This window comes from Pseudomonas ficuserectae, from assembly GCF_024584585.1.
GTDB classification, from domain to species: domain Bacteria; phylum Pseudomonadota; class Gammaproteobacteria; order Pseudomonadales; family Pseudomonadaceae; genus Aquipseudomonas; species Aquipseudomonas amygdali.
Genome location: NZ_CP085684.1, coordinates 5,483,111 through 5,494,941 on the forward strand (window position 1 = coordinate 5,483,111; position 11,831 = coordinate 5,494,941).

At 59.3% G+C, this 11,831-nt stretch carries 11 protein-coding genes; 6 read left to right on the top strand and 5 right to left on the bottom strand.

Annotated features, from left to right (window positions below; translation table 11 throughout):
- The first annotated feature begins 5 nt into the window (after window positions 1–5).
- The 6 genes from pqqA to LJU29_RS24605 all read left to right on the top strand — a co-directional run bounded on the left by pqqA (window position 6) and on the right by LJU29_RS24605 (window position 5,076).
- Window positions 6–80, top strand: a complete 75-nt coding sequence (gene pqqA / locus LJU29_RS24580; protein WP_003422658.1) for a pyrroloquinoline quinone precursor peptide PqqA — start codon at window positions 6–8, stop codon at window positions 78–80.
- A gap of 88 nt (window positions 81–168) precedes the next feature.
- Window positions 169–1,080 (top strand): pyrroloquinoline quinone biosynthesis protein PqqB, encoded by a 912-nt coding sequence (gene pqqB / locus LJU29_RS24585; RefSeq protein WP_057423905.1) that lies wholly within the window; start codon window positions 169–171, stop codon window positions 1,078–1,080.
- Between the two features lie 8 nt (window positions 1,081–1,088).
- Window positions 1,089–1,844 carry a pyrroloquinoline-quinone synthase PqqC gene (pqqC, locus tag LJU29_RS24590; protein WP_057423906.1) on the top strand — a complete coding sequence of 252 codons (756 nt, stop codon included), beginning with the start codon at window positions 1,089–1,091 and terminating at the stop codon, window positions 1,842–1,844.
- Complete coding sequence (gene pqqD / locus LJU29_RS24595; protein ID WP_005744034.1) at window positions 1,841–2,125, top strand: pyrroloquinoline quinone biosynthesis peptide chaperone PqqD; 285 nt, start codon at window positions 1,841–1,843, stop codon at window positions 2,123–2,125. The genes pqqC and pqqD overlap by 4 nt, the downstream gene beginning before the upstream one ends.
- On the top strand, window positions 2,118–3,287 hold the full coding sequence (gene pqqE / locus LJU29_RS24600; RefSeq protein ID WP_257111305.1) for a pyrroloquinoline quinone biosynthesis protein PqqE: 1,170 nt from the start codon (window positions 2,118–2,120) through the stop codon (window positions 3,285–3,287). Before pqqD ends, pqqE begins: the two co-directional genes overlap by 8 nt.
- Window positions 3,250–5,076: a S9 family peptidase gene (locus LJU29_RS24605; RefSeq protein ID WP_005744036.1), complete on the top strand. Its 1,827-nt coding sequence runs from the start codon at window positions 3,250–3,252 to the stop codon at window positions 5,074–5,076. The genes pqqE and LJU29_RS24605 overlap by 38 nt, the downstream gene beginning before the upstream one ends.
- An 84-nt stretch (window positions 5,077–5,160) precedes the next feature.
- Here the strand turns inward: LJU29_RS24605 and LJU29_RS24610 are convergent, their stop codons facing one another.
- The 5 genes from LJU29_RS24610 to LJU29_RS24630 form a co-directional block, all read right to left on the bottom strand.
- The gene (locus LJU29_RS24610; protein WP_002555565.1) at window positions 5,161–5,322 is read right to left on the bottom strand and encodes a YqaE/Pmp3 family membrane protein; all 162 of its coding nucleotides are present in this window, start codon (window positions 5,320–5,322) and stop codon (window positions 5,161–5,163) included.
- Between the two features lie 404 nt (window positions 5,323–5,726).
- Window positions 5,727–7,505, bottom strand: coding sequence for an acyl-CoA dehydrogenase C-terminal domain-containing protein (locus tag LJU29_RS24615; protein ID WP_057423907.1), 1,779 nt, complete (start codon window positions 7,503–7,505; stop codon window positions 5,727–5,729).
- A 172-nt stretch (window positions 7,506–7,677) separates the two neighbouring features.
- Entirely contained in the window at window positions 7,678–8,976 is a 1,299-nt protein-coding gene (locus LJU29_RS24620; protein ID WP_257111306.1) for a GGDEF domain-containing protein, read from the bottom strand.
- Between the two features lie 377 nt (window positions 8,977–9,353).
- On the bottom strand, window positions 9,354–11,159 hold the full coding sequence (locus tag LJU29_RS24625) for a phenylacyl-CoA dehydrogenase (RefSeq protein ID WP_002555568.1): 1,806 nt from the start codon (window positions 11,157–11,159) through the stop codon (window positions 9,354–9,356).
- Between the two features lie 348 nt (window positions 11,160–11,507).
- Window positions 11,508–11,804: a hypothetical protein gene (locus LJU29_RS24630; RefSeq protein ID WP_004654758.1), complete on the bottom strand. Its 297-nt coding sequence runs from the start codon at window positions 11,802–11,804 to the stop codon at window positions 11,508–11,510.
- Window positions 11,805–11,831: the final 27 nt, after the last annotated feature.

Here is an 11,831-nt window from a genome sequence, read left to right on the forward strand (position 1 = left end):
TTTTTATGTCGTGGACTAAACCTGCTTACACTGATCTGCGTATCGGTTTTGAAGTCACCATGTACTTCGCAAGCCGTTGATTTCAGTGCGCTGTGAAGCCTCGGTTCGCCGGGGCTTTTTTTATGGTTGTGGCTGTTTTTTATTTCAGAACGTGTGCCAGGAGCTGTCATGTACATCCAGATTCTAGGTTCTGCTGCTGGTGGTGGATTCCCCCAGTGGAACTGCAACTGCGTCAACTGCGCAGGTTTTCGCGACGGTAGCCTGCGTGCTCACGCGCGGACCCAGTCGTCGATTGCGCTGTCCGACGACGGCACAAACTGGGTGCTGTGCAACGCCTCACCGGATATCCGTGCGCAACTACAGAGCTTTGCGCCGATGCAGCCGGGGCGCGCATTGCGCGACACCGGCATCAGCGCCATTGTGCTGATGGACAGCCAGATCGACCACACCACCGGTTTGCTCAGCCTGCGCGAAGGCTGCCCGCATCAGGTCTGGTGCACCGAGATGGTCCATGAAGACCTGAGCACCGGCTTCCCGTTGTTCGAAATGCTCAAGCACTGGAACGGCGGCCTGAACTGGAATCGTATCGAGCTGCAAGGCAGCTTCGTGATCCCCGCCTGCCCTAACCTGCGCTTCACGCCATTCCCGCTGCGCAGCGCCGCACCACCCTACTCGCCACACCGTTTCGACCCGCATCCGGGCGACAACATCGGCCTGCTGGTCGAAGACACCCGCACCGGCGGCAAGCTGTTCTACGCGCCGGGCCTGGGCAAGGTCGATGAAGCACTGGCCGAGAAAATGCGTGACGCCGACTGCCTGCTGGTCGACGGCACAATGTGGGACGACGACGAAATGCAGCGCCGTGGCGTCGGCACGCGAACTGGCAGGGAAATGGGCCATCTGGCGCAGAACGGCCCCGGCGGTATGCTGGAAGTCCTCGAAGGCTTTCCCGAGCAGCGCAAAGTGCTTATCCATATCAACAACACCAACCCGATTCTCGACGAAGACTCCCCGGAACGTGCGGAGCTGGTTCGTCGCAACGTCGAAGTGGCCTTCGATGGCATGAGCATCGAGCTTTAGGAGCTGACATGAGCGAAGCGACTGCACTGTCCCCCGCTGAATTCGAACAGGCCTTGCGCGCCAAGGGTGCCTATTACCACATCTATCACCCGTACCATGTGGCGATGTACGAGGGTCGTGCAACCCGCGAGCAGATTCAGGGCTGGGTCGCCAACCGTTTCTACTATCAGGTGAACATTCCACTCAAGGACGCGGCGATTCTGGCCAACTGCCCGGATCGCGAGATCCGTCGCGAGTGGATTCAGCGCTTGCTTGACCATGACGGCGCGCCCGACGAAGACGGCGGCATCGAAGCCTGGCTGCGCCTCGGCCAGGCCGTGGGGCTCGACCCGGACCAACTGCGCGCCCAGGAACTGGTGCTGCCAGGCGTGCGTTTTGCCGTCGACGCCTACGTGAACTTCGCCCGCCGCGCCAACTGGCAGGAAGCGGTCAGCAGCTCGCTGACCGAACTGTTCGCGCCGCAGATCCACCAATCGCGCCTGGACAGCTGGCCGCAGCATTACCCGTGGATCGACCCGGCAGGCTACGAGTATTTCCGCACTCGCCTGGGCCAGGCCCGACGCGACGTGGAACACGGCCTCGCCATCACGTTACAGCACTACACTACGTACGAAGGCCAGCAGCGCATGCTGGAAATCCTGCAGTTCAAGCTCGATATCCTGTGGAGCATGCTCGATGCGATGTCCATGGCCTACGAGCTGAACCGCCCGCCGTATCACAGCGTTACAGACCAAAAGGTCTGGCATAAGGGGATTACGCTATGAAGCACGATCCGCAGTTCCGAGCGTTGACACCCAAATGGCATCAAGGCTATCGCTTTCAGTACGAGCCTGCGCAAAAGGCGCATGTGGTGCTCTACCCTGAAGGCATGATCAAACTTAACGAGAGCGCGGCCCTGATTGGCGGGCTGATCGATGGCAAGCGCACCATCACCGCCATCATTCATGAGCTTCAGCAGCAGTTCCCCAATGTTCCCGAACTGGGCATGGACGTCGACGAGTTCATGGAAGGCGCCAAAAAGAAAAACTGGATCGATCTTGTCTGACCTGGCCCCCGTCACCAACACCCCGTACATACCGCCCACTCCCGAGGTCGGGCTGCCACTGTGGCTGCTCGCCGAGCTGACCTATCGCTGCCCATTGCAATGCCCGTATTGCTCCAACCCGCTGGATTTTGCCAAACAGGGCCAGGAGCTGACCACCGAGCAGTGGTTCAAGGTCCTGCAGGAAGCGCGGGAGATGGGCGCGGCACAGATCGGCTTTTCCGGCGGCGAACCGCTGGTGCGCCAGGACCTTGCCGAGTTGATCGCCGAAGCCCGGCGCCTGGGTTTCTACACCAACCTGATCACCTCGGGCATCGGCCTGACAGAAGAAAAGATCATCGCCTTCAAAGAAGCCGGCCTGGACCACATCCAGATCAGCTTCCAGGCCAGCGACGAGCAGGTCAACAACATGCTCGCCGGATCGAAAAAAGCCTTTGCGCAAAAGCTGGAAATGGCCCGCGCGGTGAAAAAGCACGGCTACCCGATGGTGCTGAATTTCGTCACCCATCGGCACAATATCGACCGCATCGACAAGATCATCGAGCTGTGTCTGGCGCTTGAAGCGGACTTCGTCGAACTGGCCACCTGTCAGTTCTATGGCTGGGCGCACCTGAATCGCCTCGGCCTGCTGCCGACCAAGGATCAACTGGTCCGCGCTGAAGCCGTTACCAACGAATACCGCGCCCGGCTGGAGGCAGAGAATCATCCGTGCAAGCTGATTTTCGTCACGCCTGATTATTACGAAGAGCGTCCCAAGGCATGCATGAACGGCTGGGGGAATATCTTCCTGACCGTGACACCGGATGGCACCGCACTGCCCTGCCACGGCGCACGGCAGATGCCGATCCAGTTCCCCAACGTGCGCGATTACAGCATGCAGCACATCTGGTACGACTCGTTCGGCTTCAATCGCTTCCGCGGTTACGACTGGATGCCCGAGCCGTGCCGCTCGTGTGACGAAAAGGAAAAGGACTTCGGCGGATGTCGCTGCCAGGCTTTCATGCTGACTGGCGATGCTGCCAATGCCGACCCGGTGTGCAGCAAATCCTACCACCACGGGATCATCACTCAGGCTCGCGACGAGTCCGAAACCGCTACTCAAACCATTGAAGAGCTGGCCTTTCGCAATGACCGAAACTCACGACTCATCGCAAAATCCTCCTGAACGCCTGAGCGCCGCCCAAGCGGTCGCTGCAGGCGTCGACTTCGCCGAACTGGATGTCAGCTCGGCAGGCCTGTTCTGGAACGAATACCGCCCCGAAGACGGCGCCTGTCGTATCTGGCACTGGTACGCGAACAGCAAGCGCTGCCTGACGCCACAAGGCTTCAGCGTTCGCAGCCGGGTGTATGAATACGGTGGTGGTTCGTTCTGTCTGGCCGACGACGCGCTAGTGTTCGTCAATGAGCGCGACCAGCAATTGTACCGCCAGACGCTGGACGCCAGCGCGCCGGTTGCGCTGACGGAGGGCGACAAGCGTTATGGCGGCCTGTTCTTTAGCGGTGGTCAGATTCTCGCCGTTGAAGAAGACCACAACACCCATCGGCTGGTCGCTATCGATCTGGCTGACGGGCAGCGCCGATTGCTGGCAGAAGGCGCTGATTTCTACGCATCGCCGATCATCAGCGCCGACGGCAAACGCCTGGCCTGGATCGAATGGCAACGCCCGCATCAGCCGTGGACCAGCACCCGCTTGATGTGTGCAGCGAGACAAGACGACGGCAGCTGGGGCACTGCGCAGTGTGTTGCAGGCGAAGGCGCACAAGAGTCGCTGCAACAGCCACGTTTTGACGCCCACGGTCGCCTGCATTGCCTGACTGATCGCGCTGGCTTCTGGCAGCCGTGGGGTGAATCGCCTTCCGGGTTTGCGCCGCTGCCCGCCAGCCCGGCCGATCACGCTTCTGCGCCTTGGCAACTGGGCAGCTGCACCTGGCTGCCAATCAACGATGGCTATCTGGCGAGCTGGATCGAAGACGGCTCCAGTGTTCTGGGGCTTTGTCAGGCTGACGGCAGCGTCGAGGATTTCAGCGTTGGTTACAGCCGCTTTCGCAGCCTCGCCATTGACGAAGAGTTCGTGTATTGCATCGCGGCATCCGCGGTGAGCACATCTGCCGTGCTGGCTATTTCTCGCCACGACGCCGGTGTTCAGGTGCTTGCCGGGGGAGGCTCGCCGCTGCCGCCCGAACTGATCAGCCGCCCTCAGCCGCTGCGTTATCCCAGCGGTGGAGCCGAGGCCTACGGCTATTTCTACCCGGCCATGACCGGCGCGCAAAAACCGCCATTGGTGGTGTTCATCCATGGCGGCCCGACTTCCGCCTGCTACCCGGTGCTGGACCCACGTATTCAGTACTGGACACACCGCGGCTTCGCCGTGGCAGACCTCAATTATCGCGGCAGCAGCGGCTACGGTCGCGCCTATCGGCAAGGCCTGCACCTGGCATGGGGCGTGGCGGACGTGGAAGATGCCTGTGCGGTTGTCACGCATCTGGCGGGACGTGGCCTGATTGACGAAGGACAGGCCTTCATTCGCGGCGGCAGCGCGGGTGGTTACACCACACTTTGTGCATTGGCCTTCAAGGATGTGTTTCGTGCAGGTGCCAGTCTGTATGGCGTCAGCGACCCGGTAGCACTGGCCAGGGCCACGCATAAATTCGAGGGCGATTACCTGGACTGGCTGATCGGCGACCCGGACAAGGACATCGAGCGTTATCAGGATCGAACGCCGCTGTTGCACGCAGACCGCATCAAGGTGCCGGTGATTTTCTTTCAAGGCGAGCTGGATGCCGTGGTAGTGCCCGAACAGACCCGGGCCATGCTCAAAGCCCTGCAAGACAACGGCATCAAGACTGAAGCGCACTTCTACGCAGACGAGCATCATGGATTCCGCAAGGCGGGTAACCTGGCAGATGCTCTGGAGAAAGAATGGCGTTTTTATCGGGATGTGCTTGATGCCTGATCAAGCCGTGTGATCGTTCCCGCAGCAGGGAACGATCAACGAGTGCTACTGCGTGGTCGGGCGACCTTGTTACTTGCGCGGGAGTTACTTGCGCGAGACGATGATGTAGATCGCGTGGATGATGCCCGGGATATAACCCAGCAGGGTCAGCAGGATATTCAGCCAAAAAGCGCCAGCAAAGCCTACTTGCATGAACACGCCTACCGGAGGCAGCAGAATGGCGAAAATGATACGAATGATGTCCATGAAAAGCTCCTGATTGAATTGGCTCTGATTGGCCATACAGCTAATCGACCCTAGCCGTCGGTGAGGGTTCAACCGGCTCTGGCACGACGCCATTATTCTTTCTCGGGAGAGGATCAGGACAAGCGTTGCACTGCGGGCACAGCATCGTGTGCTGCGAGCGGAAAGAAAACAGAATCGTCAAAACGCAAACAAAGAAAACCCCGCCTAAGCGGGGCTTTCCAGACTGTTTCCCTGATTTCCCTTTCACCCCACCGTCCTGGCAGGCTTCCCTACGTGTCCCTGTTATGTCTTGTTGCGCGTCCTGCGCTACGTCCATGGGAGAAGATTAACTTTGGATCCCTTTCTTGGGAAGAGGTCAATTGGCACCACGCAGTGTAAGCAAATGCTTACAAGGCTTTTGCAGGTCAGAATTGTGACGCCTTCAACAGGTACAGCGAATCGCTGCCCGCGCGCACCGAGGCATCCAGCGAGTGAATACGCGGCAGCAGACGTGCGAAGTAGAAGCGTGCAGTACCCATCTTGCTTGCGTAGAACTCCTCCTGCTGCTCTTTACCGAGTGCTGCCTTGGCCATCATGGCCCACATGTAGGCATACGCCGTGTAACCAAACAGATGCAGATACTCCACAGACGCAGCGCCGATTTCATTGGGATTACCGCGCGAGCGGTCCAGCACCCAGCCAGTCAGCTCATCCAGCATGTTCAAGGCTTTTGCCAGCGGCTGGGCGAACTCGTCAAGTGCGCCATCCGCGCCATTGATGAACTGGCGCACTTCATCCGAAAACAACTGATAGAACGCGCCGTTCGAACCGACGATCTTGCGCCCCACCAGGTCAAGCGCCTGAATGCCATTGGTGCCTTCGTAGATCTGCGTAATGCGCACGTCACGTACCAGCTGTTCCTGGCCCCACTCGCGGATGTAACCGTGACCGCCGAAAACCTGCTGGCCATGAACAGTGGTTTCCAGACCGATATCACTCAGGAACGCCTTGGCGACCGGGGTCAGCAGCGCCACCAGATCATCGGCACGCTTGCGCGCGGCATCGTCTTCGCTGAACTTGGCGATATCCAGTTGCAGGGCGACGTAGCTGGAAAACGCACGACCGCCTTCGTTGAACGCCTTCATGGTCAAGAGCATGCGACGCACGTCGGGGTGGACGATGATCGGGTCAGCAGCCTTGTCCTTGTTCTGCGCTCCGGTCGGGGCGCGGCTCTGTAAACGATCCAGCGCATACTCGACGGCGCTCTGGTAAGACCGCACGCCCGACGCCAGGCCCTGAATACCAACGCCCAGACGCTCGTAGTTCATCATCGTGAACATCGCCGCCAGCCCTTTGTTCGGTTCGCCGATCAGGTAGCCGGTAGCGTCGTCGAAGTTCATCACGCAGGTCGCCGAAGCCTGGATACCCATCTTGTGCTCGATCGAGCCACAGCTGACGGTGTTGCGCTCGCCAAGGCTGCCGTCGTCGCCGACCATGAACTTGGGCACCAGAAACAGCGAAATGCCTTTCGGCCCGGGCGGTGCATCCGGCAACTTGGCCAAGACCAGATGAATGATGTTTTCGGTCAGGTCGTGTTCGCCGCCGGTGATGAAAATCTTGCTGCCGGTGATCTTGTAGGCACCGTCAGCCTGCGGTTCGGCGCGGGTCCGAATGATGCCCAGATCCGTACCGGCGTGGGCCTCGGTCAGGCACATCGACCCGGCCCAGACGCCTGAATACATATTGGGCAGAAATTTGGTCTTGAGCGCTTCGCTGGCGTGGGTGTCTATCGATACGCAGGCGCCGGACGTGAGCATCGCGTACAGACCGAACGCCAGGCTGGCAGAGTTGAGCATCTCTTCGACCTGAGCCGACACCACCTTGGGCATGCCCATGCCGCCAAACTCGGGATTGCCGCCTACACCGACCCAGCCGCCCTCAGCGTAGGTCTTATAGGCCTCGGGAAAACCTGCAGGTGTGGTGACGACGGTGTCTTTCCAGTGGCAGCCCTCCTCGTCACCGTTACGGCTCAGCGGCGCAATGGTCTTGCTGGTCACTTTACCGGCTTCTTCGAGAATGGCTTCGACCGTTTCAGCATCGACTGTTTCGGCCAGCTCGGGCAGTTGAGCCCAGAGCTTTGAAACCTCGAAGACTTCATTGAGGACGAAGCGCATATCGCGCAGTGGCGCTTTGTAGTCAGCCATGGCAAACCTCGTGAACACGGAGCGAAATTCTGTTGGAGGCTGATCGATGCATGCAGAGACGCAGATCAGCAGTCGAGTTTCACGAGTCTACCCGAACAACATTTCAGAGACATAGGGTCGTGTCATGACTGAATAGTCACAGCAGGTCACGGGGAAAAATAGCAGGATTGGTTCAGGTGGCCGCTTCAGTTGTACGAACAGCGCCGCGCCGGTTCAACTGCCCGTAAGCGACCACACAGTTGCGCCCGGCCCCCTTGGCCGCATACAGCGCCTGGTCAGCACTCTTGAGCACCTCTTCCGGCGTGCGATGTTCCGGCTGGCGTTCGGCAACGCCGATACTGACCGTTACCGACACGCTGCCTGCCTGCGCTCCCCCGCGGCGTTGTCGGCCTTGCTGATCATCCTGAGGACGACTGTCCTTGTTGCGCAGCTGAATCTCGTAATTGGCGATGGTCTCGCGGATGGCTTCCAGATGCGGCATGCATTCATCAATGGTCTTGGCGGCAAACACGATGGCGAACTCTTCGCCCCCATAGCGATACGCCTTGCCACCACCGTTGGTGATTTTCGACAGCTTGCTGGCCACCAGACGCAGCACCTGATCGCCCACATCGTGGCCGTGGGTGTCATTGAATTTCTTGAAGTGATCCACGTCGCTCATCGCCAGCACATAGTTGCGTCCCAGACGCTGCATGCGCTCATTGAGCGCCCGGCGACTAGGCAATCCGGTCAGTTCATCCCGGAAGGCCATCTGATACGCCTCGTGAGCCACGGCGGCGGCAATCATCAGCATCACCTGACTGCAGAGGATATTCAGCGTGAACGGCAGGATGAAGGTTTTCGGCAGTGCCCAGAACAATCCCAGCAGGCCGACAATCTGCGCGGCGTGCAGCGGTCGCGGTTTTTCCAGGTATTGCCAGATCAACACCCCGAATGACACCAGGAACATGGCATAGGACAGCTGAATCAGACTCATCCAGGCACCGTGCAGCGCAGGCCAGCGGATGTCGGCCAGCCAGACTTGCAGTTCGACCGGATAACTCTGTTCAAGACCCAGCGCCACACTGCCTACCGCCACCAATACCGCGAGCCGCGCGACCATGTCCTGAAACAGATGCGTACGTTCTTCCCACGCGGCATACAGCCCGAACAGCACCGGCAGCAGCAGGCAGACCAGGTGGAAAATCACCGCCGCATCCTCACGGACCTTGCCGTTATCGCGGTAAAAATCGGTCTGGGTATCCAGCAGGTAGTAGGCGATATACACCGTGAGCATCAGAAACAGCTCGCGCTGACGCCGGTAAACACAGCAATACGCACCGCCCAACAGCAGGACCAGCGTGGGCAGCACATTGAATAGCGATGTGAAGAAGACGTTCAGGTCCTTTACGTACGCAGCCGCAAGCCCCGCCACCAGCAGACCCAGTGAGGGCAAAAAATGACTCAATCGCGCAGCTGATGGACGCAACAAAAGGGGCTATCTCCTACCCGGCATCTGAATGAATGGCTGGCCTGATGGCATTGTGCCCTCCGCCAGCGAACAATGCATCGGCAGGATCAATAAACGAGCTACTTTCTGTAACGGCAGGAGGTGGGAAATGTTTATTGCGGAAGTCGCGGGCGTTGGTGCTATCTGTATCTCGGACCAGATTGAATAGCGCCCTATGGCTGCGATGTGACGCAGAGCGTCACGAAATGCATTACCACGCGCAGTGATGGGAACGAGAGTTATCCGGGGTCAGTGCTCCCCAAAGTCTCGTTGAGATTGGTGTTAACAATGAGCCAAAACGCACCCATAAAAAAACCGCCTGATCAGCGATCAGGCGGTTTTCATGACCGCAGCGACGCTTAGTAAGCCAGGCCGAAGTCTTCCTCTTTCATGTCCATCAGGTTGGCAGCGCCCGACAGGATCGCGGCAACGTGCGTGCGAGTGCGCGGCAGGATGCGCTGGAAGTAGAAGCGCGCGGTCTGGATCTTGGCGCGGTAGAACGCCTCGTCCGACGTACCGGCAGCCAGCTTCTCGGCCGCAAGACGCGCCATGTCGGCCCAGAAGTACGCCAGGCAGGCATAACCGGAGAACATGATGTAATCCACCGAAGCGGCGCCGACTTCTTCGCGATCCTTCATGGCCGCCATGCCGACTTTCAGGGTCAGGTCGCCCCACTCCTTGTTCAGCGCGGCCAACGGCGTCACGAATTCCTGCACCGCTTCGTTACCCTCATTGCCCTGGCAGAACTTGTGGACGATCTTGGTGAAGCCCTTGAGCGCTTCGCCCTGAGTCATCAGCACTTTACGGCCCAGCAGGTCGAGAGCCTGAATGCCAGTGGTGCCTTCGTACAGCATCGAAATCCGGCTGTCGCGAACGTTCTGTTCCATGCCCCACTCGGCAATGAAACCGTGACCACCGTAGATCTGCACGCCGTGGTTGGCGGCTTCAAAGCCCACTTCGGTCATGAAAGCCTTGGCAATCGGCGTCATGAACGCCAGCAAGGCGTCGGCGGCTTTCTTTTGCTCTGGATCTTCGCTGTACTTGACGATATCGACCTGTTTGGCCGTGAAGTACACCATGGCACGCGTGCCTTCGGCGAAAGCCTTCATGGTCAGCAGCATGCGGCGCACGTCTGGATGGACGATGATCGGGTCAGCGGCCTTGTCCGGTGCTTTAGGGCCGGTCAACGAACGCATCTGCAGACGGTCACGGGCATATTGCAGGCCGCCCTGAAAGGCCACTTCGGCATGCGCCAGACCTTGCAGCGCAGTGCCCAGACGCGCGGTGTTCATGAACGTGAACATGCAGTTCAGACCCTTGTTCGGCGGGCCGATCAGGTAGCCGGTAGCGCCGTCGAAGTTCATCACGCAGGTGGCGTTGCCGTGGATGCCCATCTTGTGTTCGATGGAACCACAGTTAACCGCGTTGCGCTCACCGATGCTGCCATCGGCAGCCGAGAGGAACTTGGGCACAATGAACAGCGAAATGCCTTTGGTGCCAGCCGGTGCGTCCGGCAGACGCGCCAGCACGATGTGGACGATGTTATCGGCCATGTCGTGTTCGCCAGCGGAAATGAAAATCTTGGTGCCGGTAACCTTGTAGGTCCCGTCAGCCTGAGGTTCAGCCCTGGTGCGCAGCATGCCCAGGTCAGTGCCGCAGTGGGATTCGGTCAGGCACATGGTGCCGGTCCATTCGCCGGAGACCAGCTTGGTCAGGTAGGCGTCCTGCTGCTCGGGGGTGCCGTGCTCGGAGATGGTGTTCATCGCGCCATGCGACAGGCCAGGGTACATGCCCCACGACCAGTTCGCTTCGCCGACCATCTCGCTCACTGCCAGACCCAGCGACTCGGGCAAGCCCTGGCCGCCATGCGCAACGTCATGCGCCAGACTCGGCCAGCCGCCCTCGACAAATTGCTTGTAAGCCTGCTTGAAACCGGTCGGTGTCTTCACGCCCGACTCGCTCCAGGTGCAGCCCTCGGTATCGCCCACCCGGTTCAGCGGTGCCAGAACCTGCTCGCAGAACTTGGCACCCTCTTCGAGAATGGCGTCGACCATGTCCGGGGTGGCGTCATGACAGGCTGGCAGACTTTGATAGTGCGCTTCATAACCGAGCAGCTCATCACGGACGAAACGAATATCACGCAAGGGGGCCTTGTAGTCAGGCATAGCGATAAACCTCTGCTGATGAATCCTGGAACGAATGACCGGGCGGTCGCTGAAAGCATAGCCTCAAGCACCAGACAATCTCGTATGCCTTGCGGTCAAACAGGTGTTTGAAACATACGTTTACGCCTAAACCTTGTCAATAGCGAAGCGCGCACCATTCGTCCACCCTGCTCTACAGACCGCGCAGGCAAAGGCATCAGGCGCAGGAAAAGCGTAAGCGCAAGTTTAGTCGAGGGCGGAAGGTGTTACGGGGGCGATACAGGAGGGTGATGGCGGGCAATTCAGCAAACAACGCCGTGCAGGTGTGACACGGCGTGGGCGTTACACGAAGCTTTAGAACACAGGATGTTAAGCGTAAGTGTCGATCAGAGTGCCAAGCGCTTCGTCGCTGGCCTTTTGAACCGCAACCCCGGCTTCGACCTGACTCTTGCCGGCGTTGAGCTCGACAATATTGGCAGACAGGTCAGAACGCTGGCTGCGGTCGACAGAACGCAGGTTTTCGAGCTGAAAGTCGGAAGACTGGCTTCTGCCCGACACTTCGATATTGGAGCTGGCGATCTGGGTGGCCGCCTGATCCACACGACCTTGCCCGACCTGCATAGCGCTCAGGCCCGGATAAAGGGTGTTGTTCATGGTGATTTGCATAAGCCGATCCTCAGTTCAAAAAACGAA

Coding starts and splice junctions, on each gene's coding strand:
- pqqB (WP_057423905.1), top strand. CDS start 169: ATGTACATCCAGATTCTAGGTTCTGCTGCTGGTGGTGGATTCCCCCAG.
- pqqC (WP_057423906.1), top strand. CDS start 1,089: ATGAGCGAAGCGACTGCACTGTCCCCCGCTGAATTCGAACAGGCCTTG.
- pqqD (WP_005744034.1), top strand. CDS start 1,841: ATGAAGCACGATCCGCAGTTCCGAGCGTTGACACCCAAATGGCATCAA.
- LJU29_RS24605 (WP_005744036.1), top strand. CDS start 3,250: ATGACCGAAACTCACGACTCATCGCAAAATCCTCCTGAACGCCTGAGC.
- LJU29_RS24610 (WP_002555565.1), bottom strand. CDS start 5,322: ATGGACATCATTCGTATCATTTTCGCCATTCTGCTGCCTCCGGTAGGC.
- LJU29_RS24615 (WP_057423907.1), bottom strand. CDS start 7,505: ATGGCTGACTACAAAGCGCCACTGCGCGATATGCGCTTCGTCCTCAAT.
- LJU29_RS24625 (WP_002555568.1), bottom strand. CDS start 11,159: ATGCCTGACTACAAGGCCCCCTTGCGTGATATTCGTTTCGTCCGTGAT.
- LJU29_RS24630 (WP_004654758.1), bottom strand. CDS start 11,804: ATGCAAATCACCATGAACAACACCCTTTATCCGGGCCTGAGCGCTATG.